The sequence below is a fragment of the Streptomyces sp. NA02950 genome (assembly GCF_013364155.1).
Classification (GTDB): Bacteria; Actinomycetota; Actinomycetes; order Streptomycetales; family Streptomycetaceae; genus Streptomyces.
Window position 1 is genome coordinate 3,970,517 of the sequence record NZ_CP054916.1, and the last position, 22,870, is coordinate 3,993,386.

General features: G+C 67.4%; 36 protein-coding genes. All 36 read right to left on the reverse strand.

Features of this window, described 5'->3' with window-relative positions; genetic code table 11:
* Window positions 1-7: 7 nt before the first annotated feature.
* The gene (locus tag HUT19_RS16995) at window positions 8-889 is read right to left on the reverse strand and encodes an STAS domain-containing protein (RefSeq protein ID WP_176181312.1); all 882 of its coding nucleotides are present in this window, start codon (window positions 887-889) and stop codon (window positions 8-10) included.
* A gap of 203 nt (window positions 890-1,092) precedes the next feature.
* Window positions 1,093-1,968 carry a tRNA pseudouridine(38-40) synthase TruA gene (truA, locus tag HUT19_RS17000; protein WP_176181313.1) on the reverse strand — a complete coding sequence of 292 codons (876 nt, stop codon included), beginning with the start codon at window positions 1,966-1,968 and terminating at the stop codon, window positions 1,093-1,095.
* Window positions 1,969-2,057: 89 nt separating this feature from the next.
* A complete protein-coding gene (gene rplQ / locus HUT19_RS17005) occupies window positions 2,058-2,576 on the reverse strand; it encodes a 50S ribosomal protein L17 (RefSeq protein WP_176181314.1) in 519 nt (172 codons plus the stop codon).
* Between the two features lie 130 nt (window positions 2,577-2,706).
* Window positions 2,707-3,729 carry a DNA-directed RNA polymerase subunit alpha gene (locus HUT19_RS17010; protein ID WP_009715858.1) on the reverse strand — a complete coding sequence of 341 codons (1,023 nt, stop codon included), beginning with the start codon at window positions 3,727-3,729 and terminating at the stop codon, window positions 2,707-2,709.
* Window positions 3,730-3,858: 129 nt separating this feature from the next.
* A complete protein-coding gene (rpsD, locus tag HUT19_RS17015; RefSeq protein ID WP_176181315.1) occupies window positions 3,859-4,485 on the reverse strand; it encodes a 30S ribosomal protein S4 in 627 nt (208 codons plus the stop codon).
* 27 nt (window positions 4,486-4,512) lie between these two features.
* A complete protein-coding gene (gene rpsK / locus HUT19_RS17020; RefSeq protein WP_009715860.1) occupies window positions 4,513-4,917 on the reverse strand; it encodes a 30S ribosomal protein S11 in 405 nt (134 codons plus the stop codon).
* A gap of 66 nt (window positions 4,918-4,983) precedes the next feature.
* Entirely contained in the window at window positions 4,984-5,364 is a 381-nt protein-coding gene (gene rpsM, locus HUT19_RS17025; RefSeq protein WP_014054183.1) for a 30S ribosomal protein S13, read from the reverse strand.
* Window positions 5,365-5,551: 187 nt separating this feature from the next.
* Window positions 5,552-5,665: a 50S ribosomal protein L36 gene (gene rpmJ, locus HUT19_RS17030; protein ID WP_003956441.1), complete on the reverse strand. Its 114-nt coding sequence runs from the start codon at window positions 5,663-5,665 to the stop codon at window positions 5,552-5,554.
* Window positions 5,666-5,694: 29 nt separating this feature from the next.
* Window positions 5,695-5,916: a translation initiation factor IF-1 gene (gene infA / locus HUT19_RS17035; protein ID WP_003956442.1), complete on the reverse strand. Its 222-nt coding sequence runs from the start codon at window positions 5,914-5,916 to the stop codon at window positions 5,695-5,697.
* Between the two features lie 178 nt (window positions 5,917-6,094).
* On the reverse strand, window positions 6,095-6,931 hold the full coding sequence (gene map / locus HUT19_RS17040) for a type I methionyl aminopeptidase (protein ID WP_176181316.1): 837 nt from the start codon (window positions 6,929-6,931) through the stop codon (window positions 6,095-6,097).
* A gap of 89 nt (window positions 6,932-7,020) precedes the next feature.
* Complete coding sequence (locus HUT19_RS17045) at window positions 7,021-7,677, reverse strand: adenylate kinase (RefSeq protein WP_176181317.1); 657 nt, start codon at window positions 7,675-7,677, stop codon at window positions 7,021-7,023.
* Entirely contained in the window at window positions 7,677-8,990 is a 1,314-nt protein-coding gene (gene secY, locus HUT19_RS17050; RefSeq protein WP_176181318.1) for a preprotein translocase subunit SecY, read from the reverse strand. The genes HUT19_RS17045 and secY overlap by 1 nt, the downstream gene beginning before the upstream one ends.
* A 204-nt stretch (window positions 8,991-9,194) precedes the next feature.
* A complete protein-coding gene (gene rplO / locus HUT19_RS17055; protein WP_176181319.1) occupies window positions 9,195-9,650 on the reverse strand; it encodes a 50S ribosomal protein L15 in 456 nt (151 codons plus the stop codon).
* A gap of 1 nt (window position 9,651) precedes the next feature.
* Window positions 9,652-9,834, reverse strand: coding sequence for a 50S ribosomal protein L30 (gene rpmD, locus HUT19_RS17060; RefSeq protein WP_037952898.1), 183 nt, complete (start codon window positions 9,832-9,834; stop codon window positions 9,652-9,654).
* Window positions 9,835-9,836: 2 nt separating this feature from the next.
* Entirely contained in the window at window positions 9,837-10,442 is a 606-nt protein-coding gene (gene rpsE / locus HUT19_RS17065) for a 30S ribosomal protein S5 (protein ID WP_030835127.1), read from the reverse strand.
* A gap of 43 nt (window positions 10,443-10,485) precedes the next feature.
* Window positions 10,486-10,869: a 50S ribosomal protein L18 gene (gene rplR / locus HUT19_RS17070; protein WP_176181320.1), complete on the reverse strand. Its 384-nt coding sequence runs from the start codon at window positions 10,867-10,869 to the stop codon at window positions 10,486-10,488.
* 4 nt (window positions 10,870-10,873) lie between these two features.
* Window positions 10,874-11,413, reverse strand: a complete 540-nt coding sequence (gene rplF / locus HUT19_RS17075; RefSeq protein ID WP_176181321.1) for a 50S ribosomal protein L6 — start codon at window positions 11,411-11,413, stop codon at window positions 10,874-10,876.
* A 23-nt stretch (window positions 11,414-11,436) separates the two neighbouring features.
* Entirely contained in the window at window positions 11,437-11,835 is a 399-nt protein-coding gene (rpsH, locus tag HUT19_RS17080) for a 30S ribosomal protein S8 (RefSeq protein WP_055556099.1), read from the reverse strand.
* A gap of 262 nt (window positions 11,836-12,097) precedes the next feature.
* Window positions 12,098-12,283: a type Z 30S ribosomal protein S14 gene (locus HUT19_RS17085; protein ID WP_003948630.1), complete on the reverse strand. Its 186-nt coding sequence runs from the start codon at window positions 12,281-12,283 to the stop codon at window positions 12,098-12,100.
* Between the two features lie 3 nt (window positions 12,284-12,286).
* Entirely contained in the window at window positions 12,287-12,847 is a 561-nt protein-coding gene (gene rplE / locus HUT19_RS17090; protein ID WP_176181322.1) for a 50S ribosomal protein L5, read from the reverse strand.
* Entirely contained in the window at window positions 12,847-13,170 is a 324-nt protein-coding gene (gene rplX, locus HUT19_RS17095; RefSeq protein ID WP_014054173.1) for a 50S ribosomal protein L24, read from the reverse strand. Before rplX ends, rplE begins: the two co-directional genes overlap by 1 nt.
* 3 nt (window positions 13,171-13,173) lie before the next feature.
* On the reverse strand, window positions 13,174-13,542 hold the full coding sequence (rplN, locus tag HUT19_RS17100; RefSeq protein ID WP_003998823.1) for a 50S ribosomal protein L14: 369 nt from the start codon (window positions 13,540-13,542) through the stop codon (window positions 13,174-13,176).
* Between the two features lie 100 nt (window positions 13,543-13,642).
* Entirely contained in the window at window positions 13,643-13,930 is a 288-nt protein-coding gene (rpsQ, locus tag HUT19_RS17105) for a 30S ribosomal protein S17 (protein ID WP_176181323.1), read from the reverse strand.
* Window positions 13,930-14,154, reverse strand: coding sequence for a 50S ribosomal protein L29 (gene rpmC / locus HUT19_RS17110; RefSeq protein ID WP_065963002.1), 225 nt, complete (start codon window positions 14,152-14,154; stop codon window positions 13,930-13,932). Before rpmC ends, rpsQ begins: the two co-directional genes overlap by 1 nt.
* Window positions 14,154-14,573: a 50S ribosomal protein L16 gene (gene rplP / locus HUT19_RS17115; protein ID WP_009715875.1), complete on the reverse strand. Its 420-nt coding sequence runs from the start codon at window positions 14,571-14,573 to the stop codon at window positions 14,154-14,156. Before rplP ends, rpmC begins: the two co-directional genes overlap by 1 nt.
* A gap of 5 nt (window positions 14,574-14,578) precedes the next feature.
* Window positions 14,579-15,409: a 30S ribosomal protein S3 gene (rpsC, locus tag HUT19_RS17120; RefSeq protein ID WP_176181324.1), complete on the reverse strand. Its 831-nt coding sequence runs from the start codon at window positions 15,407-15,409 to the stop codon at window positions 14,579-14,581.
* Entirely contained in the window at window positions 15,409-15,756 is a 348-nt protein-coding gene (rplV, locus tag HUT19_RS17125; RefSeq protein ID WP_014054168.1) for a 50S ribosomal protein L22, read from the reverse strand. Before rplV ends, rpsC begins: the two co-directional genes overlap by 1 nt.
* Window positions 15,757-15,799: 43 nt before the next feature.
* Complete coding sequence (gene rpsS / locus HUT19_RS17130; RefSeq protein WP_014054167.1) at window positions 15,800-16,081, reverse strand: 30S ribosomal protein S19; 282 nt, start codon at window positions 16,079-16,081, stop codon at window positions 15,800-15,802.
* Window positions 16,082-16,093: 12 nt separating this feature from the next.
* Window positions 16,094-16,930: a 50S ribosomal protein L2 gene (rplB, locus tag HUT19_RS17135; RefSeq protein ID WP_176181325.1), complete on the reverse strand. Its 837-nt coding sequence runs from the start codon at window positions 16,928-16,930 to the stop codon at window positions 16,094-16,096.
* Between the two features lie 47 nt (window positions 16,931-16,977).
* Entirely contained in the window at window positions 16,978-17,304 is a 327-nt protein-coding gene (rplW, locus tag HUT19_RS17140; protein ID WP_176181326.1) for a 50S ribosomal protein L23, read from the reverse strand.
* Window positions 17,304-17,966 (reverse strand): 50S ribosomal protein L4, encoded by a 663-nt coding sequence (gene rplD, locus HUT19_RS17145; RefSeq protein WP_176181327.1) that lies wholly within the window; start codon window positions 17,964-17,966, stop codon window positions 17,304-17,306. Before rplD ends, rplW begins: the two co-directional genes overlap by 1 nt.
* 9 nt (window positions 17,967-17,975) lie before the next feature.
* Window positions 17,976-18,620, reverse strand: coding sequence for a 50S ribosomal protein L3 (rplC, locus tag HUT19_RS17150; protein WP_176181328.1), 645 nt, complete (start codon window positions 18,618-18,620; stop codon window positions 17,976-17,978).
* Window positions 18,621-18,633: 13 nt separating this feature from the next.
* Entirely contained in the window at window positions 18,634-18,942 is a 309-nt protein-coding gene (rpsJ, locus tag HUT19_RS17155) for a 30S ribosomal protein S10 (protein ID WP_003948644.1), read from the reverse strand.
* 347 nt (window positions 18,943-19,289) lie between these two features.
* A complete protein-coding gene (locus HUT19_RS17160) occupies window positions 19,290-20,078 on the reverse strand; it encodes a hypothetical protein (RefSeq protein WP_176181329.1) in 789 nt (262 codons plus the stop codon).
* A gap of 34 nt (window positions 20,079-20,112) precedes the next feature.
* Window positions 20,113-22,401 (reverse strand): hypothetical protein, encoded by a 2,289-nt coding sequence (locus tag HUT19_RS17165; RefSeq protein WP_176181330.1) that lies wholly within the window; start codon window positions 22,399-22,401, stop codon window positions 20,113-20,115.
* The gene (locus HUT19_RS17170; RefSeq protein ID WP_176181331.1) at window positions 22,398-22,817 is read right to left on the reverse strand and encodes a type VII secretion target; all 420 of its coding nucleotides are present in this window, start codon (window positions 22,815-22,817) and stop codon (window positions 22,398-22,400) included. The genes HUT19_RS17165 and HUT19_RS17170 overlap by 4 nt, the downstream gene beginning before the upstream one ends.
* Between the last annotated feature and the right edge of the window lie 53 nt (window positions 22,818-22,870).

The following is a 22,870-nucleotide window of genomic DNA, read 5'->3' on the forward strand; positions in this document are numbered from 1 at the left end:
GACAACGTCATTGGGAATCCTCTCCGTCGTCCCCGTCGGGGCCCGGCCCGTCGATCAGCTTGATCGCCGCCGCCAGGGCGTCGGCCAGTGTCGCCCGGGTGAGGATGGCGGACAGATCGATACCGAGCTGGGCGATGGTCTGCGCGATCGACGGACGGACGCCGCTGATCACACAGTCCGCGCCCATCAGCCGTACCGCGTTGACGGTCTGCATCAGATGCTGCGCGACCGCGGTGTCCACCGTCGCCACACCCGTGATGTCCACGATCGCGACCAGCGCCTCGTGGTCCTGTATGGCCTGGAGCAGGTTCTCCATCACCACCTGCGTCCGGGCGGTGTCCAGTGTGCCGATCAGCGGCACCGCCAGCACCTGCCGCCACAGCCGCACCACCGGCGTCGACAGCTCCATCAACTGCTGGCTCTGCCGCCGGATGATCTCCTCGCGGCCCTCGACATACGTCTCGAACGACAGCGCCCCGGCCACATCCAGCAGCCGGTTGATGAACACGGCCGACGCGAACAGCTCCTCCGCGTCCCGGGTGTCCCGCTGCACCGCCCTGAGCAGCGCCTCCTTGAGCGCGAGCACTGCCAGCGAGGTCACCGTGGGCGTGGCCCCGCCCCGCGCACGGCGCATCGACAGCCGCACCACCGCTTCGTGCAGCCCCGAGTTGGACGTCACCACGCGGTCCACCGGCGCACCGCTCTCCAGCCCCGGCACCAGCGCGTCGATCAACGCATCGGCCTCTTCGCGGAGTTCGGCCTCGCTGATGTCCGTCCCCAGCAGCGCCTGCTCCAGCTGCAACTCCACCCAGCGGTCGGCGATTTCCGCGTCCCGCTCACGCAGAGCCCTGGTCAGGCGTTCCCGTACAGCGGCCTCACTGGTACTCACGCGCATCCCTTTCGCGCCAGACTGCGCTCCGTTGTCGGACGGCAAATGTTATCGATCTTCCAGATGTGCCGGAAGACGATTCCCGGCTCCGCTGCCGTCCCCATACCGCCGCCTTCCGCCGCAACCGGCCAACTCCCGACACCATGCGCGGCGCCGAGTACCCCCCTCCGCGGACCTCACACCTGCCCGCCGTGGAAAGGGAGTCAGCAGCACCCCGCGCTCATGTCCCCCGCACCGGCCGCGCCCGGGAGGGTGCGCTTGTTGCGGGAGGCGCGGTTGCGGGCGGCGAGTTGGCCGTCGGCGGGGTAGCCGACCTCTTCCAGGGTCAGCCCGTGCGGGCGGACGACATGGACCGCGGAGTCGCGCACACCCGCGGTCAGCACCTTGCCGGGCCAGTCCGGCGGGCGGTGTCCGTCGCCGACGAAGAGGAGCGCGCCGACCAGGGAGCGGACCATGTTGTGGCAGAAGGCGTCGGCGCGCACGGTGGCGGTGATGACGCCGTCCGGGCCGCGCTCCCAGCTCAGCCGCTGGAGGGTGCGGATGGTGGTGGCGCCGTCGCGGCGCTTGCAGTAGGCCGCGAAGTCGTGTTCGCCCAGCAGCCGCTGGGAGGCGGCGTTCATCGCGTCGACGTCCAGCGGCCAGTCGTGCCAGAGCACATGGCCGCGCAGCAGCGGATCGACACCGCCGGGGTGGTCGGTGACGCGGTAGGCGTAGCGGCGCCAGATGGCGGAGAAGCGGGCGTTGAAGCCGGGGGGTACCTCGCCGACGCGCCAGACGCGGACATCGTGCGGCAGCCGGCCCGCGAGGCGGCGCAGCAGTTTGTCCCGGTGCTCGGCCCACAGCGGCTCCGGCAGATCGACATGGGCGACCTGGCCGCGGGCGTGCACTCCGGCGTCGGTGCGGCCCGCGACGGTCAGCTCATGGGTCTCGGACGAGCGGGTGACCGTGCGCAGGGCGGTCTCCAGCTCGCCCTGTACGGTGCGCCGCTCGCGCTGCTTCGCCCAGCCCGAGAAGTCCGCGCCGTCGTAGCTCAGGTCCAGCCGGACCCGTACGAAGCCGGGCGCCGCCTCGTCACTCACCACAGTTCCTCTCCCTACGCGGGACATGCGGGACGGGCCCGCCCCCGGTGTCGCTGGGGGCGGGCCCGTCCACGCGGCCGTCAGACGGCTCAGGCGTCCTTGGACTCCTCGGCCGGAGCCTCGGTGGCCTCGGCCTCGGCGGCCGGCGCCTCGTCCTTCTTCAGGTCCGCGACAGCCTGGTCACCGGCAGCGTCCTTGGCGGTGCGCTTGGTGGCGGCCTCGGCCTCGCCGACGGCCTCCTGCTGCACGGTCAGCGCCTCGACCAGCTCGATGACCGCCATCGGGGCGTTGTCGCCACGGCGGTTACCGATCTTGGTGATACGGGTGTAGCCACCCGGCCGGTTCTCGTAGCGCGGCGCGATCTCGGTGAAGAGGGTGTGCACGACGCTCTTGTCGCGGATGGTCTGGAGCACCAGACGGCGGTTGTGAAGGTCGCCCTTCTTCGCCTTGGTGACCAGCTTCTCCGCGACCGGGCGCAGGCGGCGGGCCTTCGCCTCGGTGGTGGTGATCCGGCCGTGCTCGAACAGCGCGGTGGCGAGGTTCGCCAGCATGAGCCGCTCGTGCGCAGCGCTGCCGCCCAGACGGGCGCCCTTGGTGGGCTTCGGCATTGTTTCTCCTTCGGTCTGCACCGGCCGTATGAGGTACCGGTGTCAGTTACCGACGGGCGAGTGCCCGCCGGAAGTCACAGCCAGGGCTCCGCGCCCGGAGTTCGGAACCCCGGGCGCAGAGCCCCGTGGCTCAGTACTGCTCGGTCTCCACGAAACCGGCGTCCGCGTCGTCGTCGGCGCCGAAGGCGTCGGCGGCGGCGGTCGGGTCAAACCCGGGCGGGCTGTCCTTGAGCGCCAGACCCATCCCGGCCAGCTTCGCCTTGACCTCGTCGATCGACTTGGCGCCGAAGTTGCGGATGTCCAGCAGGTCCGCCTCGGAACGGGCCACCAGCTCGCCCACCGAGTGGATGCCCTCGCGCTTGAGGCAGTTGTACGAGCGGACCGTCAGCTCCAGCTCCTCGATCGGCAGCGCCAGGTCGGCGGCCAGGGCGGCGTCCGTCGGGGACGGGCCCATGTCGATGCCCTCGGCGTCCACGTTCAGCTCGCGGGCCAGGCCGAACAGCTCGACCAGGGTCTTACCGGCCGACGCCATGGCGTCGCGCGGGCGCATGGCCTGCTTGGTCTCGACGTCGACGATCAGCTTGTCGAAGTCGGTGCGCTGCTCGACACGGGTCGCCTCGACCTTGTACGTGACCTTGAGCACCGGCGAGTAGATCGAGTCGACCGGAATCCGGCCGATCTCCTGGCCGACCTGCTTGTTCTGCACGGCGGAGACATAGCCGCGACCGCGCTCGACGGTCAGCTCCATCTCCAGCTTGCCCTTGCCGTTCAGCGTGGCCAGGACCAGGTCCGGGTTGTGCACCTCGACACCGGCCGGCGGGGCGATGTCCGCGGCGGTGACCAGGCCGGGGCCCTGCTTGCGCAGGTACATCACGACCGGCTCGTCGTGCTCCGAGGAGACGACCAGCTGCTTGATGTTGAGGATGAGATCGGTGACGTCCTCCTTGACGCCCGGCACGGTGGTGAACTCGTGCAGGACCCCGTCGATCCGGATGCTGGTGACAGCCGCACCGGGGATCGAGGAGAGGAGCGTACGACGCAGGGAGTTTCCGAGGGTGTAGCCGAAGCCCGGCTCCAGCGGCTCGATCACGAACCGGGAGCGGAACTCGTCGACGACCTCTTCGGTCAACGAGGGACGCTGAGCGATCAGCATGGGTTTTGCCTCCAGTCTTCGGCGCCCGCTATTTGACGCCGAACCCTTCTATGGTACGGGCGGTACGTGCCGAACGGCGCCGTACCGCCCCACCGTCACACCAGCCGGCTCCGCCGGCGGGCTGCTCCACTACTTGGAGTAGAGCTCGACGATCAGCTGTTCCTGCACCTGGGTGTCGATCACCTGGCGCTCGGGCAGCGAGTGCACGAGGACGCGCATCTTCGACGGAATGGCCTCCAGCCACGCCGGGACGGTGCGCTCGCCCGCCTCCGCACGAGCCACCACGAACGGGGTGAGCTCCTGCGAAGCCTTGCGGACCTCGATGATGTCGTTCACGGCCACGCGGGCCGACGGGATGTCGGTCTTGCGGCCGTTCACATTGATGTGGCCGTGGCGGACCAGCTGACGGGCGTGATCGCGGGACTTGGCGAAGCCGGCCCGGTAGATCACGTTGTCGAGGCGGGACTCGAGGATGCGCAGCAGGTTCTCACCGGTCTTGCCGGTCCGCTGGTTCGCCTCCGCGTAGTAGCCACGGAACTGCTTCTCGAGGACACCGTAGATGCGGGTCGCCTTCTGCTTCTCACGGAGCTGAAGGAGGTACTCGCTGTCCTTGGTGCGCCCGCGTCCGTGCTCACCCGGGGGGTAAGGACGGATCTCGATCGGGCACTTCGCGCTCTCGCACTTGCTCCCCTTGAGGAAGAGCTTCTGCTTCTCCCGACGGCAACGCTTGCAGTCGGCCCCGGTGTATCGCGCCATTGTCCAGTTATCTCCTGCTTCGACGGATCAGACGCGCCGGCGCTTGGGCGGGCGGCATCCGTTGTGCGGAGTCGGGGTGACGTCCTGGATCGAGCCCACCTCCAGGCCGGTGGCCTGGAGCGAGCGGATCGCGGTCTCACGGCCGGAGCCCGGACCCTTGACGAACACGTCGACCTTGCGCATGCCGTGCTCCTGGGCGCGGCGGGCGGCCGACTCGGCGGCCATCTGCGCGGCGAACGGAGTCGACTTGCGCGAGCCCTTGAAGCCGACGTGGCCGGCCGAGGCCCAAGAGATCACGTTCCCGGTCGGGTCGGTGATCGAGACGATGGTGTTGTTGAACGTGCTCTTGATGTGAGCGTGCCCGTGGGCGACGTTCTTCTTCTCCTTGCGGCGCACCTTCTTGGCGCCGGCCGTACGGCTCTTCGGAGGCATTCCTGAAATCTCCCGTGGAGGTGGTCGGTCCTACAACTCGGACCGCTTGGCGGCGTCCGGTGTGGACTACTTCTTGCCCGGCTTCTTCTTACCGGCGATGGCGCGACGCGGGCCCTTGCGGGTGCGGGCGTTGGTGCTGGTGCGCTGACCGTGGACCGGCAGTCCGCGGCGGTGGCGCAGACCCTGGTAGCAGCCGATCTCGACCTTGCGACGGATGTCGGCCTGGATCTCGCGACGGAGGTCACCCTCGGTCTTGATGTTGTTGTCCACGTACTCGCGGATCTTGACCAGGTCCTCTTCGCCCAGGTCGCGAACGCGGGTGTCCGGGTTCACACCGGTGTTGGCGAGCGTCTGCTGGGCAAGGGTGCGACCGATGCCGAAGACGTAGGTGAGGGCGACCTCGACGCGCTTTTCGCGCGGGAGATCAACGCCTGCGAGGCGTGCCATGAATCTGGCTCCAGATGGTTGTCGGAGGTCTTCCGCAGCACCGCTCCCGGCCCTCCGGCCGGGTCCCCGGCCTCCGACCGGGGGTGTCGTCCCCGTGGCGTTCGGGGGACGGGTGACTGCGTATGTACATATCGTTGTGCGTCGCGCGAAGATGCTGCGAAAGTGCAGGTCTGCGGCCGGACGTGCGTCAGCCCTGGCGCTGCTTGTGGCGCAGGTTGTCGCAGATGACCATGACCCGGCCGTGGCGGCGGATCACCTTGCACTTGTCGCAGATCTTCTTGACGCTCGGCTTGACCTTCATGGGATGTGAGGTTCTCCGGGTCGTGAGATCTACTTGTAGCGGTAGACGATCCGTCCGCGCGTGAGGTCGTACGGAGACAGCTCCACCACGACCCGGTCATCGGGCAGGATGCGGATGTAGTGCATGCGCATCTTGCCGCTGATGTGCGCGAGGACCTTGTGACCGTTCTGAAGCTCCACCTTGAACATCGCGTTCGGCAGAGACTCGATCACGGTGCCCTCGATTTCGATGGCGCCTTGCTTCTTGGCCATGTCCTGCTTTCGGGATCGGCTACCTTGATCGGCTCGCGACATGCGGGAGGGCATGCGTGAGCCGACGTGTCAGTCTACGTCAGGGCATCCCGAAACACGAATTCAGGGCAGCATGCCCGGATCCTGAGATCTTTATGCCAGGGTTCACGCCCACGGGTCGGGCGGAGCGGAGCGTGCTTTACGCCAGCGGGTCCGGGGCGGTCTCGACGCCCAGCTCGGCCAGCTTGGCCTTGCCGCCGTCCACGGCGGTCAGCACCAGCGGACCCTCCTCGGTCAGCGCGACCGAGTGCTCCCAGTGGCTGGACCAGGTCCCGTCGTCGGTCTTGACGGTCCAGTCGTCGGCCAGGACGTGGGTCTTCGCGGTGCCCAGGCTCACCATGGGCTCGATCGCGATGCAGAAGCCGGGCACCAGCTTGGGCCCCTTGCCGCGCTTGCGGGAGACGTAGTTCAGCAGATGCGGGTCCATATGCATCTGGCTGCCGATGCCGTGGCCGCCGTAGTCCTCGATGATCCCGTACTTGCCGGAGGCCGGACGCGGCTGGCGGCGGATGTAGCCCTCGATCGCCCTGGAGATGTCGATCAGCCGGTTGCCCTTGCGGACCGCGGCGATCCCGGCCCACATCGACTCCTCGGTGACCCGGCTCAGCTCGTGCAGCTCCGGAGCGTGGCCGTCGCCGACGAAGACGGTGAACGCGGCGTCACCGTGCCAGCCGTCGATGATCGCGCCCGCGTCAATGGAGATGATGTCGCCGTCCTTGAGCACGGTCTCCCGGTCCGGGATGCCGTGCACCACAACCTCGTTCACCGAGGTGCAGATGGTGGCGGGGAATCCGCCGTAGCCCAGGAAGTTCGACTTGGCGCCGTGGTCGGCGATCACCTTGCGGGCGACGTCGTCGAGGTCCTTGGTGGAGGCGCCCGGGACGGCGGCCTCCCGCGTCGCCTGGTGGACGGCGGCGACAACAAGTCCCGCCTCGCGCATCTTCGCGATCTGCTCGGGGGTCTTGATCTCCACCATCGTCATACCTTCCGCGTTTCCGTCGTCTTTGCAACAGTACGGCCGCGACGCCCTGATGGGCATCGCGGCCGTGACCGGCACGTCTTGCTTCAGGCCGCCTTGGCGGCCAGGGCGTCCATGGCCCGCTGGGTGACCTCGTTGACCTTGCCGAGCGCCGAGATCGTCACGACCAGGCCCTTGGCCTTGTAGTAGTCGATGATCGGCTCCGTCTCGCGGTGGTAGACCTCCAGCCGCTTGCGGACGGTCTCCTCGCTGTCGTCCTCGCGCTGGTACAGCTCACCGCCGCACTCGTCGCACACACCCTCGGCCTCGGGCTGCTTGTACTCCACATGGAAGGTGTGCGCGCTGTCGTTGCGGCAGGTACGGCGACCGGCGATGCGCTTGACCACCTCGGCCTCGGGGACCTCCAGGTCCAGCACGGCGTCCACCGAGAGGTCGTGCTCCCGCAGATAGCCGTCCAGGGCCTCGGCCTGGGCCAGGTTCCGGGGGAAGCCGTCGAGCAGGAAGCCGCCCGCGGCGTCCTGCTGACCCATCCGGTCCTCGGCCATGCCGATGGTGACCTCGTCCGGGACCAGCTGGCCGGCCCGCATGTACTCCTGTGCCTGCTTGCCGAGCGGTGTGCCCTGGCTGATGTTGGCACGGAACAGGTCGCCCGTGGAGATGTGCGGGATCGACAGGTTCTCGGCCAGGTACGCGGCCTGCGTACCCTTGCCGGCTCCAGGAGGCCCGACGAGGACGATTCGCATCAGCGGAGGAACCCTTCGTAGTGTCGCTGCTGAAGCTGGCTCTCGATCTGCTTCACGGTCTCCAGGCCGACACCCACGATGATCAGGATGCTCGTGCCACCGAACGGGAAGTTCTGATTGGCCTTGAGCGTCACCAGTGCCACCGTGGGCACAAGGGCGATCAACCCCAGGTAGAGCGCGCCGGGCCACGTGATGCGATTCAGCACGTAGCTCAGATACTCCGCAGTGGGACGACCAGCCCGAATACCCGGGATGAACCCACCATACTTCTTCATGTTGTCGGCAACTTCTTCGGGGTTGAAGCTGATGGCGACGTAGAAGAAGGCGAAGAAGACGATCAGCAGGAAGTACGTGGCGATGTAGATGGGGTGGTCGCCCTTGACGAAGTTCTGCGAGATCCAGTTCGCCCAGCCCGATTTTGACTGACTGAACTGAACAATAAGCGCCGGGATGTAGAGCAGCGATGAGGCAAAGATCACGGGGACCACACCCGCCTGGTTGACCTTCACCGGAATGTAGGTGGACGTACCGCCGTACGAGCGACGGCCGATCATGCGCTTGGCGTACTGCACCGGGATCCGGCGCTGTGCCTGCTCGACGAAGACCACCAGGCCGACCATGGCCAGACCACAGGCGATGACCAGGCCGAACTCCAGCCAGCCGTCGAGGATCTTGCCCTGCTGCTTGATGCTCCACATGGAGCCGGGGAAGGCGGCGGCGATCGAGATGAACATCAGGATCGACATGCCGTTGCCGATGCCGCGGTCGGTGATCAGCTCACCGAGCCACATGATCAGCGCGGTACCGGCGGTCATCGTGATGACCATCACGGCGGTGGTGAAGATCGTGTCGTCACGGACGATCTGGTTGCCGACCGGGCAGCTCTGGAAGAGCTGGCCGCTGCGGGCGGTGGCCACCAGGCCGGTGCCCTGGAGGACGGCGAGGGCCACGGTCAGATACCGGGTGTACTGCGTGATCTTCGCCTGGCCGGCCTGGCCCTCCTTCTTCAGGGCCTCGAGACGCGGGATCACCACCGTCAGCAGCTGAAGGATGATGCTCGCCGTGATGTACGGCATGATCCCTAGTGCGAAGATGGTGATCTGAAGCAGCGCGCCGCCGCTGAGCATGTTGACCAGGCCGAAGAGACCCTGCTGGCCCTTGGCCAGATCCATACACGTCTGGACGTTCTTGTATTCGATGCCCGGCAGTGGGACATGTTGTCCGAGCCGGAAGAGCACGATGATGCCCAGCGTGAACAGCAGCTTCTTGCGCAGGTCGGGCGTCTTGAACGCTCGGGCGAACGCGGTGAGCACGGTGCCTCCTGCGCCCCCCGCGTGCATGCGCGAGAGGTGACGGTCTTGAGGATCGACGAATACTTATCAGCCAGGACCCGCACGGAGACGTACCGCGCGGAAGGTAACAACGCACGCCACCTTACCGGCGACCTGGCTCCCCTTGGAACGACCAACCGGGGATGCCCCAGATCTGGGGCATCCCCGGCCAGTTGTGCACCGTGCTCAGACGAGCTCGGTGACAGTGCCGCCGGCAGCGGTGATCTTCTCCTTGGCGGAACCGGAGACGGCGTCGACCGTCACCTGGAGCGCCACCGAGAGCTCACCGGTGCCCAGCACCTTGACGAGCTGGTTCTTGCGAACCGCACCCTTGGCGACCAGGTCGGCCACCGTGACCTCGCCACCCTGCGGGTAGAGCGCGGCCAGCTTGTCCAGGTTCACGACCTGGTACTCGGTGCGGAAGGGGTTCTTGAAGCCCTTGAGCTTCGGGAGACGCATGTGGAGGGGCATCTGCCCGCCCTCGAAGCGCTCCGGAACCTGGTAGCGGGCCTTGGTGCCCTTGGTGCCACGACCAGCGGTCTTACCCTTGGACGCCTCACCACGACCGACACGGGTCTTGGCGGTCTTGGCGCCCGGGGCGGGCCGGAGGTTGTGGACCTTCAGCGGGTTGTTCTCCGCCATCTCAGTCGACCTCCTCGACCGTCACGAGGTGCCGCACGGTCTGCGCCATGCCGCGGAACTCGGGGCGGTCCTCCTTGACAACCACGTCGCCGAGCTTCTTCAGCCCGAGCGAACGCAGCGTGTCGCGGTGGTTCTGCTTGCTGCCGATGTACGACTTCGTCTGCGTGATCTTCAGGCGGGCCATGCTCACACACCCACCCCGGCACGCGCCCGCAGCAGAGCGGCGGGGGCGACGTCCTCGAGGGGCAGACCACGGCGGGCGGCGATCTCCTCGGGGCGCTGAAGGCCCTGCAGAGCGGCCACCGTGGCGTGCACGATGTTGATCGGGTTCGAGGAGCCGAGCGACTTGCTCAGCACGTCGTGGATGCCCGCGCACTCCAGCACGGCACGCACCGGGCCACCGGCGATCACACCGGTACCGGGCGACGCCGGCTTGAGCAGCACCACACCCGCGGCCTCCTCACCCTGGATCGGGTGGGGAATGGTGCCGGCGATCCGGGGGACCTTGAAGAAGTGCTTCTTGGCCTCCTCCACGCCCTTGGCGATCGCGGCCGGCACCTCCTTGGCCTTGCCGTAACCGACACCCACGGTGCCGTCACCGTCGCCCACCACGACCAGCGCGGTGAAGCTGAAGCGACGACCACCCTTCACAACCTTGGCGACGCGGTTGATCGCGACAACACGCTCGACGTAAGCGGTCTTCTCGGCGGCAGCGCCACCGTCCCGCCGGTCCTTCCGGTCCCGCCGCTCGCCGCCACCGGCGCCGCCACCGCGGCGCTGGGGTCCAGCCATTGGATTTACCTCTCTCGTTTCCGCTTTGCGTTGGAACCGGGGCTCAGAACTTCAGCCCGGCCTCGCGGGCGGCGTCCGCCAGAGCGGCGATCCGCCCGGCGTACTGGTTGCCACCGCGGTCGAATACAACGGCCTCGACGCCCGCGGCCTTCGCCCGCTCGGCGACCAGGGCGCCGACCTGCTTCGCCTGCGCGCTCTTGTCGCCCTCGCCACCACGGATGGAGGTGTCCAGGGTCGACGCCGAGGCCAGCGTGTGGCCCGCGATGTCGTCGATGACCTGCGCCACCATGTGGCGGTTGGACCGCGTCACGACCAGGCGGGGACGCTCCGGCGTACCGGAGATCCGCTTGCGGACGCGGATGTGGCGGCGCTTGACGGCGGCAGCCTTGCGGGCGTTGCCCTTGGCGATCTTCACACCGTATGCCATGGCTTTACTTACCAGCCTTTCCGACCTTGCGGCGGATGACCTCGCCCGCGTACTTGACGCCCTTGGCCTTGTACGGGTCCGGGCGGCGCAGCTTGCGGATGTTCGCGGCGACCTCGCCGACCTTCTGCTTGTCGATGCCCTCGACGCTCAGCTTGGTCGGGGACTCCACCTTGAAGGTGATGCCCTCCGGGGCCTCGACCAGGATCGGGTGGCTGTAGCCCAGCGCGAACTCCAGGTTGGAGCCCTTCGCCTGGACGCGGTAGCCGACACCACTGATCTCGAGCGCCTTGCTGTAGCCCTGGGTCACGCCGATGATCATGTTCGCCACCAGCGTGCGGGACAGGCCGTGCAGGGCCTTGTTCTGACGCTCGTCGTTCGGGCGGGTGACAACGAGGTTGTTGTCCTCACCCCGGGCGACCTCGATCGGCGCGGCGACGGTGTGCGAGAGAGAGCCCTTGGGACCCTTCACGGCGACCGTGCGGCCATCGATGGTGACGTCCACACCAGCGGGAACCTGGATGGGCAGCTTGCCAATGCGCGACATTGACTTCTTTCCTCCGTTCCCTGTTACCAGACGTAGGCGAGGACTTCCCCACCCACGCCCTTCTTGCCGGCCTGCTTGTCGGTGAGGAGCCCGTGCGACGTGGAGATGATCGCCACGCCCAGGCCGCCGAGCACCTTCGGCAGGTTGGTGGACTTTGCGTAGACCCGCAGGCCCGGCTTCGAAATCCGCTTGATGCCGGCGATCGAGCGCTCGCGGTTCGGACCGAACTTCAGCTCGAGGGTGAGGTTCTTGCCGACCTCGGCGTCCTCGACCTTCCAGCCGGTGATGTAGCCCTCCTGCTGGAGGATCTCCGCGATGTGCGACTTGATCTTGCTGTGCGGCATCACGACGGAGTCGTGGTACGCCGAGTTCGCGTTTCGCAGACGCGTCAGCATGTCTGCGATCGGATCGGTCATGGTCATGATGGCCTTCGGCCTCTCTCGCCGGGGTTTCCTATCTGCGCCATCCCTCTCACCCACTCACGGTGGGCACGGGTGCGGCGCGGGGACCTACGGCGTAGTAAGGATTCAGGGCGGCGGGCGCCCAACCCTTCCACTCTACGGGAGTGAAAGAGCGGGGCCCGCCATCCTTATTGCTTACCGAGAGTCCGGTACCAGCCCAGAATGCAAACCTGTCGCCCGCCAGGGCGCCCGTTGAGGGCGGTGGTGGGAGACGGGTGGGCTGTTACCAGGAGCTCTTGGTCACGCCCGGCAGCTCTCCGCGGTGAGCCATCTCACGAAGGCACACGCGGCACAGGCCGAACTTGCGGTACACGGAGTGCGGACGGCCGCAGCGCTGGCAGCGGGTGTACCCACGCACGCCGAACTTGGGCTTGCGGGCGGCCTTGGCAATAAGAGCCTTCTTCGCCACGGCTCACGCCTCCTTGAACGGGAAGCCGAGGTGACGCAGCAGGGCCCGGCCCTCTTCGTCGTTGGTCGCCGTGGTCACCACGGTGATGTCCATACCCCGGACGCGGTCGATCTTGTCCTGGTCGATCTCGTGGAACATGACCTGCTCCGTGAGACCGAAGGTGTAGTTGCCCCGGCCGTCGAACTGCTTCGGCGACAGACCACGGAAGTCGCGGATGCGCGGCAGCGCGAGCGAGACCAGGCGGTCCAGGAACTCCCACATGCGGTCACCGCGGAGGGTGACGTGGGCACCGATCGGCTGGCCCTCACGCAGCTTGAACTGCGCGATGGACTTACGGGCCTTGGTGACGGCGGGCTTCTGGCCGGTGATCGTGGTGAGGTCGCGGATGGCGCCCTCGATCAGCTTGGAGTCGCGGGCGGCGTCGCCCACACCCATGTTGACCACGACCTTGGTGAGACCCGGGATCTGCATGACGTTCTCGTAGGAGAACTGCTCGCGCAGCTTGCCCTGGATCTCTTCGCGGTAGCGCGTCTTGAGACGCGGTGCAGTGGTGGTGGCAGTCATCAGATGTCCTCACCGGTCCGCTTGGCAACGCGGATCTTGTTGCCCTCGTCGTCGAAGCGGTATCCGACGCGGGTGACGACCTTGTTGCCGTCCTTCTCCACCACGAGCTGCACATTGCTCACGTGGATCGGGGCCTCGGTCGTCACGATGCCGCCGGTCTTCGAACCACGAGCGGTCTGTCCGGCCTTGGTGTGCTTCTTGACCCGGTTGACACCCTCGACCAGAACACGGTCCTCGCGGGGGAAGGCCGCGATGACCTTGCCCTGCTTGCCCTTGTCCTTACCGGTGATGACCTGGACCAGGTCGCCCTTCTTGATCTTCATCGGTTACAGCACCTCCGGCGCGAGCGAGATGATCTTCATGAACTTCTTCTCGCGCAGCTCACGGCCCACGGGGCCGAAGATACGGGTGCCGCGGGGGTCGCCATCGTTCTTGAGGATGACGGCCGCGTTCTCGTCGAAACGGATGTACGAACCGTCCGGGCGGCGGCGCTCCTTGACGGTGCGCACGATGACCGCCTTGACGACGTCACCCTTCTTCACGTTGCCACCGGGGATCGCGTCCTTGACGGTGGCGACGATGACGTCACCGATGCCCGCGTAGCGGCGACCGGAGCCACCGAGAACACGGATGCAAAGGATTTCCTTCGCGCCCGTGTTGTCGGCGACGCGCAGTCGCGACTCCTGCTGGATCACGTCTATCTCCTGATCGTCTGCCGGTTCCCGGCGGGGGCTCGATAGGTCGAGCCCCTGCCGAGCCTGGCGGAACTGTCCAGAAGGCTGCTGCCTTCAGGAATTACTTGGCCTTCTCGAGGATCTCGACGACGCGCCAGCGCTTGGTCGCGGACAGCGGCCGGGTCTCCATCAGGAGGACGCGGTCGCCGACACCCGCGGCGTTCTGCTCGTCGTGCGCCTTGAGCTTGTTGGTACGGCGGATGACCTTGCCGTACAGCGCGTGCTTGACGCGGTCCTCAACAGCGACGACGACGGTCTTGTCCATCTTGTCGCTGACGACCAGACCCTCACGCGTCTTGCGGAAGCCGCGGTTCTGCGTTGCCTTCTCAGTCACATTCGTCTCGCTCATCAGGCGCTCTCCACCGTCTCGATGCCGAGCTCGCGCTCCCGCATCAGGGTGTAGATCCGGGCGATGTCCTTGCGGACGGCCTTCAGCCGGCCGTGGTTCTCGAGCTGTCCGGTCGCCGCCTGGAAGCGGAGGTTGAACAGCTCTTCCTTGGCCTCACGCAGCTTGGCAACGAGGTCCTCGTTGTTCAGCTCACGCAGCTCGGACGCCTTGGTACCGGCCGCCATCACGACTCACCTGCCTCGCGCCGCACGATCCGGCACTTCATCGGGAGCTTGTGAGCAGCGCGGGTGAGCGCCTCACGCGCAGTCTTCTCGTTCGGGTAGGACAGCTCGAACATCACCCGACCGGGCTTGACGTTCGCGACCCACCACTCCGGCGAACCCTTACCGGAACCCATGCGGGTCTCAGCAGGCTTCTTCGTCAGCGGACGGTCCGGGTAGATGTTGATCCAGACCTTGCCGCCACGCTTGATGTGGCGGGTCATCGCGATACGAGCGGCCTCGATCTGACGGTTGGTGACGTACGCCGGGGTGACGGCCTGGATGCCGTACTCGCCGAACGCCAGCTCCGTACCGCCCTTGGCCATGCCGGACCGCTTGGGGTGGTGCTGCTTGCGGTGCTTGACCCTGCGAGGGATCAGCATGTCGGTCAGGCCTCCGTTCCGGTGCTCTCAGCAGCCGGAGCGGCAGCGGCCTCGGCCTTGGGGGCCTCGGCTGCGGGGGCGCTCTGCTGCTGCTGCGGCTTGCGGCCGCGGCCACCGCGCTCGCCACCGCGGCGCTGCGGGCGGTCGCTGCCACCGCGCGACGGGCGGTTGCCGGCGCGGGCGGCGGCGTTCTCGGCGCGGACCTCGGCGATGTTCTTCACGTCGCCCTTGTAGATCCACACCTTGACGCCGATGCGGCCGAAGGTGGTCTTGGCCTCGAAGAAGCCGTAGTCGACGTTCGCGCGGAGCGTGTGCAGGGGCACCCGGCCCTCGCGGTAGAACTCCGAGCGGGACATCTCGGCGCCGCCGAGACGGCCACCGCACTGGATCTTGATGCCCTTGGCACCGGCCTTCATCGAGCTCTGCATCGACTTGCGCATCGCACGACGGAAGGAGACGCGGGAGGAGAGCTGCTCGGCGACGGCCTGGGCCACCAGCTGAGCGTCCACCTCGGGGTTCTTGACCTCGAGGATGTTCAGCTGCACCTGCTTGCCGGTGAGCTTCTCCAGCTCGCCGCGGATACGGTCGGCCTCCGCGCCGCGGCGGCCGATGACGATGCCCGGCCGGGCGGTGTGGATGTCGACGCGGACGCGGTCACGGGTGCGCTCGATCTCCACCTTGGAGATACCGGCGCGCTCCATGCCCTTCGTCATCATCCGGCGGATGGCGACGTCTTCCTTGACGTAGTCCTTGTACAGCTTGTCGGCGTACCACCGGGACTTGAAGTCCGTGGTGATGCCGAGCCGGAACCCGTGCGGGTTAACCTTCTGGCCCATTACCGGGTTCCTTCCTTGCTGCTGACGACCACGGTGATGTGGCTGGTCCGCTTGCGGATCCGGTAGGCGCGGCCCTGGGCGCGCGGACGGAACCGCTTCAGGGTCGGGCCCTCGTCGACATAGGCCTCGGAGATGACGAGGCTGTCGGCGTCGGTGTGGTCGTAGTTGTGCGCGGCGTTGGCGATGGCGCTGTCCAGCACCTTGCCGACCGGCACGCTCGCGGCCTGCGGGGCGAAACGCAGGACCGCCTGAGCCTCCGTGGCGCTCATGCCACGGATGAGGTCCACCACGCGGCGGGCCTTCATGGGCGTGACGCGGATGTACCGCGCCTGGGCCCTGGCTTCCATGGTTGTCCCTTCGGTGTCAGTCATAGTCTTCGCTCTCCGCTGATCAGCGACGACGCGACTTGCGGTCGTCCTTCTCATGGCCGCGGAAGGTGCGGGTCGGCGCGAACTCGCCGAGCTTGTGGCCGACCATCGACTCGGTGACGAACACCGGGACGTGCTTGCGGCCGTCGTGCACCGCGATCGTGTGGCCGAGCATGGCCGGGACGATCATCGAGCGGCGGGACCAGGTCTTGATGACGTTCTTGGTGCCGGCTTCGTTCTGGACATCCACCTTCTTGCTCAGGTGGTCGTCGACGAAGGGCCCCTTCTTGAGACTGCGCGGCATCTAAACCCGCTCCTAGCGCTTCTTGTTCGTCTTGCGGCGGCGGACGATGTACTTGTTGCTGGCCTTCTTCGGCGAGCGCGTACGGCCCTCCTTCTGACCCCAGGGCGAGACCGGGTGGCGACCACCGGAGGTCTTGCCCTCACCACCGCCGTGCGGGTGGTCGACGGGGTTCATGACCACACCACGAACGGTCGGGCGGACGCCCTTCCAGCGCATGCGGCCGGCCTTGCCCCAGTTGATGTTCGACTGCTCGGCGTTGCCGACCTCGCCGACGGTGGCGCGGCAGCGGACGTCGACCAGGCGGATCTCACCGGACGGCATACGAAGGTGGGCCATGGAGCCCTCCTTCGCCAGCAGCTGCACGGAGGCACCCGCGGAGCGGGCGAACTTCGCGCCGCCGCCGGGCCGCAGCTCGATGGCGTGGATCGTGGTACCGACCGGGATGTTGCGCAGCGCCAGGTTGTTGCCGGGCTTGATGTCGGCACCGGGGCCGTTCTCGATCCGGGCGCCCTGCGACAGGCCGCGCGGCGCGAGGATGTAGCGCTTCTCGCCGTCGGCGTAGTGCAGCAGCGCGATACGCGCGGTGCGGTTGGGGTCGTATTCGATGTGTGCGACCTTCGCCGGGACGCCGTCCTTGTCATGACGGCGGAAGTCGATCACGCGGTACGCACGCTTGTGACCGCCACCCTGGTGGCGGACCGTGATGCGGCCGGCGTTGTTACGACCACCCTTGCTGTGCAGCGGGCGGACCAGCGACTTCTCCGGCGTGGACCGCGTGATCTCGACGAAGTCGGCGACGCTGGAGCCACGACGGCCCGGGGTCGTCGGCTTGTACTTGCGGATACCCATTTCTCAGTCCTCGGAAGATTCCGGACTTCTGGACGTTCCGATCTCCGTCAGGAGACCGGACCGCCGAAGATGTCGATGCGGTCGCCCTCGGCGAGGGTCACGATGGCGCGCTTGGTGTCCTTGCGCTTGCCGTAGCCGGTGCGGGTGCGCTTGCGCTTGCCCTGCCGGTTGATCGTGTTGACCCCGGTGACCTTGACCGAGAAGACCGCCTCGACGGCCTGCTTGATCTGGGTCTTGTTGGCGCCGGGCGCGACGATGAACGTGTACTTGTTCTCGTCGAGCAGCGCGTAGCTCTTCTCCGAGACCACCGGCTTGACGAGAACGTCGCGGGGGTCCGTGAAGGTCTTGCTGGTGACAGCGGTCGCCTCACTCATCAGGCGGCGCTCCCTTCGGTCTTCTCAGCGGCCTTGGGACCAGCCACGAAGGACTCGAAGGCGGCCTTGGTGAAGACCACGTCATCGGAGACGAGCACGTCGTACGTGTTCAGCTGGCCCGGCTCCAGGAGGTGCACCTGGGGCAGGTTGCGGGCGGACAGCCACGCGGCCTCGTCGCTCCGCTCGGCGACCAGGAGCACGTTCTTGCGCTCGCTGATCTTGCCCAGCAGGGTCTTCGCGGCCTTGGTGGAGATGTCGCCGTCGACCACACCGCTCACCACGTGGATGCGGCTGTGGCGCGCCCGGTCGGAGAGGGCACCGCGCAGGGCGGCGGCCTTCATCTTCTTCGGGGTGCGCTGGCTGTAGTCGCGCGGCACGGGGCCGTGCACGACGCCACCGCCGGCGAACTGCGGCGCGCGGGTCGAGCCCTGGCGGGCGCGGCCGGTGCCCTTCTGGCGGTACGGCTTCTTGCCACCGCCACGGACCTCGCCGCGGGTCTTGGTCTTGTGCGTGCCCTGGCGGGCAGCGGCCAGCTGCGCGACGACGACCTGGTGGATCAGCGGAATGCTGACCTGCGCGTCGAAGATCTCCGCGGGGAGCTCGACGGTCCCGGTCTTGTCGCCGGCCGGCGAAAGGATGTCAATGCTGCTTGGAGTACTCATCGGCTTACCTCAGGCCCCCTTGGCCGCGGTACGGACCAGGACGAGGCCGCCGTTCGGACCAGGAACCGCTCCCTTGATCAGGAGCAGGCCCTTCTCCGCGTCAACGGCGTGGACGGTCAGGTTCTGGGTGGTGACCCGCTCGTTGCCCATGCGGCCGGCCATGCGCAGGCCCTTGAACACGCGGCCCGGGGTGGCGCAGCCACCGATGGAGCCCGGCGAGCGGTGCTTGCGCTGGGTGCCGTGGCCGGCGCCGAGGCCGGCGAAGCCGTGGCGCTTCATGACACCGGCGGTGCCCTTGCCCTTGCTGGTGCCGGTCACATCGACCTTCACACCGGACTCGAACACCTCGGCGGTGACCTCCTGGCCGAGCGTGTACTCGCCGGCGTCAGCGGTACGCAGCTCCACCAGGTGGCGGCGCGGGGTGACGTCGGCCTTGGCGAAGTGGCCCTTGAGGGGCTTGTTCACCTTGCGCGGGTCGATCTCGCCGAAGGCGATCTGGACGGCGTTGTAGCCGTCCGCGTCGTCGGTACGGACCTGGGTCACGACGCAGGGACCGGCCTTGACGACGGTGACCGGGACGACGCGGTTGTTCTCGTCCCACACCTGCGTCATGCCGAGCTTCTCGCCCAGGACGCCCTTGATCTGCTTAGCCATCTCGCGCGTCACCTCAGAGCTTGATCTCGATGTCGACGCCAGCCGGCAGGTCGAGACGCATGAGCGAGTCGACGGTCTTCGGCGTGGGGTCGAGGATGTCGATGAGGCGCTTGTGCGTACGCATCTCGAAGTGCTCGCGCGAGTCCTTGTACTTGTGCGGCGACTTGATGACGCAGTACACGTTCTTCTCTGTGGGCAGCGGCACCGGGCCCGCGACCGACGCACCAGTGCGGGTCACCGTCTCGACGATCTTCTTCGCCGAGGAGTCGATGACCTCGTGGTCGTAGGCCTTGAGCCGGATGCGGATCTTCTGTCCCGCCATGGCTACTTCGTAGTCCTGTCTCTCGTAACGCTCTGGGACCCGGTGGCGTACACGGCTCCCTCCCACCCCACTCCCGACCCACGCGGTCGGGCGTGTCGCGCCCCCTCTTGTAGATCTCCACAGGAGAGATCCCTCATGAAGGGGTTTGCTGGGGGAGAAAGTCACCCACCGGGCGCCTGGCTGGGGCCCCGCTGACACTTCCCGGAAGATTCCCGTACTTCCGCCCCTGAGCAGGGACGACGAGTACTGCGGGACTCGCTTCCAGTCCTCCCGGCGGGAGGCGCGCAGCATCGGCACGCAACCGAGCAACCTGGCTAGTGTGCCATAGCGGCTGCTCCGGACGCCAATCAGGAGCGCGGAAGCATACCCCCCGCGCGGGAGCGCTCAAACCCGGCCGAGCGCCCCCGCGTGTCGTGCGCCACGGCGGCGGCGCCGATCGCGGACTGGCCGTCGTTCCGCCACCACCAGCGCCAGTCCTTCCGGGAATGGGGCGGCCTCCGGTACTCGGTCGGGGGCAGGGGGTGCGCGGGTCCCGCCGGGATACCGGCCTCCTTCAGGCAGCCCAGCTCCTCGGCCATGACCCGGGTCACGGACATGAGAATGGCCATGCCCGCTTGTCCCTTCTTGGCGCCCGGCAGGTCCGCGTGGGCTTCGGTGGGCGACATCAGCAGGTCACCCACCACAAAGGGGGACCCGCCCTTCTGACGGATGCCTCCGGTGCAGCGGAAGGTGATCTCTGCGCCCAGCCTGGATGACGCACCGTAGGCGCCCACCCGGTAATAGTTCCCCTCCGGACTGAGCCGGTCAGGCCACTCCCTTGGCGTATCGTACTTGACGAATTTGACCTGAAAGAGGGGAAAGGCCACAGAGCTGTTCGGGCTATAGACACGGCACAGGGGCTCGTAGACCATTTTCTTTTCGCGGGAAATAAGCGAAGCCGCTTTCCGGAAGGTGGATTCCTGGAGGTTTTTGAATGTGTTGTCACGGCTCAGGACGTCGAGTGCCTGTCGTGCACCCACATCCAGAGATGATGCGCACAGCTTGGCGACGGGGACGCTGTCAGTCCGCTCCTTCTCCTCCGGCCCCTTCCCTTCGCCGGTGCAGGAGGTCAGCGTCAGCGCCGCGCACAGCGCCACCCCCGGCAGAACTCTCCGATGATCGCGCAACGCCTCACCCCGTATACGGCTTCAGACCCCGGTACTGCCCCGCGCCCGCGCCGCTTCCGTAGTAGTTCTCCTTGATTTCATTGCCCAGCAGCCGGTCCGATTCCCCGCTGGGTCCATGCCCTCCAAAGTAGGTGCCCATGGTCTTCCCCAACTGGTTCTCACCGGTTTTGAAGAATCCGGATGAATCCGGGGGCTTCGGCGCGTCCGGGCCACCGAAGACGGCATCATTGTGGAAGACCTTCGCGAACTCCTGGCCCGCGCCCATCGCGACGGGCACGATCAGCCCCCAGGGGCCTGCCTTGCCCACCACGCTGACGATCCCCTGGCTCACCGCCGGCGCGCTGGCGCTGTACCCGACCCTGGTCCAGTTCGAGGACTCCTGGAACGCCTTCTGCGCCTCCGCGCTGTCATGTGCGTACGTCGCCTCGATCTGCGCGGCGCGGGACTGGTCGAGGACGCCTCGGACCTCGGCCTCGGTCAGGAGCGCGTTGCTGCCGCGGGTGTAGTTCCCGGCCCCGTCGGCCGGTGGGTGCGCGGCGATCTGGCTGAGCGTGTAGAGATGCTCGGCCTGGTTCATCAGGCCATGGGACGTCTTGTTGTGGCCGAGCACGCTGAGGAAGTTCAGGGACCCCTCGCGTTTGAAGTCGGCACGCCCCTCATAGGCCGGGGGGAAGGTCTTGCCGTCCCTCCCGTCCTCCCCCACACCCGACATGTAGTAGTTCAGGTCGTCCACGTACGCCCCGCCCATACGCCCCAGGCTCGCCGCCATCGCCGGCTGGTCGTGCAGCAGCCGGGGACCCTCCTTGCCCCCGTAGACGGCGACGACCTGCTCCATCACATCCGCCGTAGACGCGGTGCGCCGGTCGCCGCCGTGCCGGAAGATCTCCGGGTCCTTGCCCGTGACCTCCTCCGCGTCCCAGGAGTAGCCGGTCGTCGCCGCGGTCAGGGCGTGGCCGAGGGCCTCATGGCCCGGGAGGTCGCGGGGGCCGCCCCTGGTGTTGCCGTCGAAGATCCAGTTGCGGTCCTGGGTGAGGTACTCGAAGCGGGGATTGAGCCCGCCGTCCTCGGGCTTTCGGAAGAACTCGGTGGACGCCTCCGGGTTGTGGCCGAGCCCTTCCAGGAAGCCGGTCATCGCGTCCATGCCGGTGTCGCCGTGGCGGCCGATCACATTCAGCGTGTCGTTCTCACCCGTGAGCGTCCAGTAGGGGAAGCCCTTCTCGGTGTTGTTCTTCTTGTCCCAGGCCACCAGCTTGCCGCCGTACGCGTTCAGGAAGTCCTTGTCGTACGTCCCGGTGCGCATCAGATTGCTCATGATCTGGAAGCCGAAGGGGTGGGTGCGCCCGCCGGAGTCATCCAGCCGCGACGGGCCCAGGCGGATCATCTCGTCCTTCCACGCCGCCATGGCGGGGGTGTCCACGTGGGAGGCGGTGGCCAGGGTCATTCCCAGGCTCCGCTGGAGGCTCTTCGCCGACTTCCACCACGCCTTGTCGTCGATGTCGGTATCGGGGTACAGCGGGTTGTGCGGATGCGTCGCGTTGTACCAGAGCTTGAGGGTGCCATCCGCCTTCAGCTTGGTGGCGAACCGCTCGGCGAACTCGGGGGCCTGGCTGTGCCGGGCCATCAGCACCGACAGCTGGGCCAGCTGGGTGGACGACAGCCGGCCGTTCTCGGTACCGGCCAGCTCGATGGCCTTCTTCAGGTCCTTCGCGGTCGCCTCACGGGCCTGGTCCAGGCTGTTGTAGGCGTGGTCGTTGAAGCCGCGCTTCTCGCCGTTGACATCCGCGGTCAGGGCCTGGACCAGGGCGCTGTCCGCCTCCCCCGCCAGCTCCAGCGCCTTGCGGGTGCGCTCGCGGTAGCCGGCGAAGGTGTCCTGGTAGGACTTGGTCATCGCGGCGCGGTTCTTCTCCTGGTCGTCGGGCAGATCGAGGTAGACCGAGCCGTCGTGCTTGTTGAGCTTCAGATACTCGTGGCCCTCGAGTTCCTTCTCGATGGCGTCCAGAGTGCTCTTGGCCGAGGTGAACTTCTCCAGCCCCTGCTTCATCACGTTGTGCACCCGGCGGGCCTCCTCGGCCGCCGCCAGGATCTGCCGCCGCACCGCGCGCAGCGTGCGCCAGGCCGCGTCGGCCGCCTCGCCCTGCCAGTCGGAGTGGGCCAGCCCCTTGGTGACATCGGTGCCGAAGTTGGTGTCGATCTGCTGGAACTTCCCCGGCGCCTGGCTCCACTTGGTGACGGCCTCGCGGAGCGGGGTGAGGTTCGCGTTCTTCACATCGGTGTAGCCGAGCTGCTCGCTCACGATTGCTTCCCCCGGTCCACGCGGTAGCCCTGGGCCTGCTTGCTGTCCTCGTGGGTGAAGGCGTCGGCGGCGGTGCGCAGAGCGGACGCGGTGCTGCTGAACTGCCCCTTCACATAGGCCATCTGGTCCTTCCAGCGCTCCAGGAAGGTGTCGATGGCCTTGTCGGTGGCGAAGCCCGTGAGGCTGCCGCTGACCTGGCCGGTCTCGGTCATGACCTCGTCGTCCGCGGTGAGGAACTGTCCCCGTACCGTCTCGGCCTTGCCCGCGCGCTTGCGCAGTACGGAGGCCGTCACATGGAGCTTCGGCCGGGCCCCCGGCCCGCAGCCGCCCCCGGACGAGTTCAGCCGTGTCCCCGTGGATGCCGGCGATGCGTGCGCGGCCGCCTTGAGCTGCGCCCACTCCTCCTCGAACGTCATCTGTCCCCCAGTGTGTCCACGACGAGCCCCCCGTATGAGGCGCCAAGAACGTA

Excerpts from the sequence above, each read along its gene's own strand:
- rplQ (WP_176181314.1), bottom strand. The coding sequence starts at position 2,576 with ATGCCGAAGCCCACCAAGGGCGCCCGTCTGGGCGGCAGCGCTGCGCAC.
- HUT19_RS17010 (WP_009715858.1), bottom strand. The coding sequence starts at position 3,729 with ATGCTGATCGCTCAGCGTCCCTCGTTGACCGAAGAGGTCGTCGACGAG.
- rpsD (WP_176181315.1), bottom strand. The coding sequence starts at position 4,485 with ATGGCGCGATACACCGGGGCCGACTGCAAGCGTTGCCGTCGGGAGAAG.
- rpsK (WP_009715860.1), bottom strand. The coding sequence starts at position 4,917 with ATGCCTCCGAAGAGCCGTACGGCCGGCGCCAAGAAGGTGCGCCGCAAG.
- rpsM (WP_014054183.1), bottom strand. The coding sequence starts at position 5,364 with ATGGCACGCCTCGCAGGCGTTGATCTCCCGCGCGAAAAGCGCGTCGAG.
- rpmJ (WP_003956441.1), bottom strand. The coding sequence starts at position 5,665 with ATGAAGGTCAAGCCGAGCGTCAAGAAGATCTGCGACAAGTGCAAGGTG.
- infA (WP_003956442.1), bottom strand. The coding sequence starts at position 5,916 with ATGGCCAAGAAGCAAGGCGCCATCGAAATCGAGGGCACCGTGATCGAG.
- map (WP_176181316.1), bottom strand. The coding sequence starts at position 6,931 with ATGGTGGAGATCAAGACCCCCGAGCAGATCGCGAAGATGCGCGAGGCG.
- HUT19_RS17045 (WP_176181317.1), bottom strand. The coding sequence starts at position 7,677 with ATGCGAATCGTCCTCGTCGGGCCTCCTGGAGCCGGCAAGGGTACGCAG.
- rplO (WP_176181319.1), bottom strand. The coding sequence starts at position 9,650 with ATGGCGGAGAACAACCCGCTGAAGGTCCACAACCTCCGGCCCGCCCCG.
- rpmD (WP_037952898.1), bottom strand. The coding sequence starts at position 9,834 with ATGGCCCGCCTGAAGATCACGCAGACGAAGTCGTACATCGGCAGCAAG.
- rpsE (WP_030835127.1), bottom strand. The coding sequence starts at position 10,442 with ATGGCTGGACCCCAGCGCCGCGGTGGCGGCGCCGGTGGCGGCGAGCGG.
- rplR (WP_176181320.1), bottom strand. The coding sequence starts at position 10,869 with ATGGCATACGGTGTGAAGATCGCCAAGGGCAACGCCCGCAAGGCTGCC.
- rplF (WP_176181321.1), bottom strand. The coding sequence starts at position 11,413 with ATGTCGCGCATTGGCAAGCTGCCCATCCAGGTTCCCGCTGGTGTGGAC.
- rpsH (WP_055556099.1), bottom strand. The coding sequence starts at position 11,835 with ATGACCATGACCGATCCGATCGCAGACATGCTGACGCGTCTGCGAAAC.
- rplE (WP_176181322.1), bottom strand. The coding sequence starts at position 12,847 with ATGACTGCCACCACCACTGCACCGCGTCTCAAGACGCGCTACCGCGAA.
- rplX (WP_014054173.1), bottom strand. The coding sequence starts at position 13,170 with ATGAAGATCAAGAAGGGCGACCTGGTCCAGGTCATCACCGGTAAGGAC.
- rpsQ (WP_176181323.1), bottom strand. The coding sequence starts at position 13,930 with ATGAGCGAGACGAATGTGACTGAGAAGGCAACGCAGAACCGCGGCTTC.
- rpmC (WP_065963002.1), bottom strand. The coding sequence starts at position 14,154 with ATGGCGGCCGGTACCAAGGCGTCCGAGCTGCGTGAGCTGAACAACGAG.
- rplP (WP_009715875.1), bottom strand. The coding sequence starts at position 14,573 with ATGCTGATCCCTCGCAGGGTCAAGCACCGCAAGCAGCACCACCCCAAG.
- rpsC (WP_176181324.1), bottom strand. The coding sequence starts at position 15,409 with ATGGGCCAGAAGGTTAACCCGCACGGGTTCCGGCTCGGCATCACCACG.
- rplV (WP_014054168.1), bottom strand. The coding sequence starts at position 15,756 with ATGGAAGCCAGGGCCCAGGCGCGGTACATCCGCGTCACGCCCATGAAG.
- rpsS (WP_014054167.1), bottom strand. The coding sequence starts at position 16,081 with ATGCCGCGCAGTCTCAAGAAGGGGCCCTTCGTCGACGACCACCTGAGC.
- rplB (WP_176181325.1), bottom strand. The coding sequence starts at position 16,930 with ATGGGTATCCGCAAGTACAAGCCGACGACCCCGGGCCGTCGTGGCTCC.
- rplW (WP_176181326.1), bottom strand. The coding sequence starts at position 17,304 with ATGAGTGAGGCGACCGCTGTCACCAGCAAGACCTTCACGGACCCCCGC.
- rplD (WP_176181327.1), bottom strand. The coding sequence starts at position 17,966 with ATGAGTACTCCAAGCAGCATTGACATCCTTTCGCCGGCCGGCGACAAG.
- rplC (WP_176181328.1), bottom strand. The coding sequence starts at position 18,620 with ATGGCTAAGCAGATCAAGGGCGTCCTGGGCGAGAAGCTCGGCATGACG.
- rpsJ (WP_003948644.1), bottom strand. The coding sequence starts at position 18,942 with ATGGCGGGACAGAAGATCCGCATCCGGCTCAAGGCCTACGACCACGAG.
- HUT19_RS17170 (WP_176181331.1), bottom strand. The coding sequence starts at position 22,817 with ATGACGTTCGAGGAGGAGTGGGCGCAGCTCAAGGCGGCCGCGCACGCA.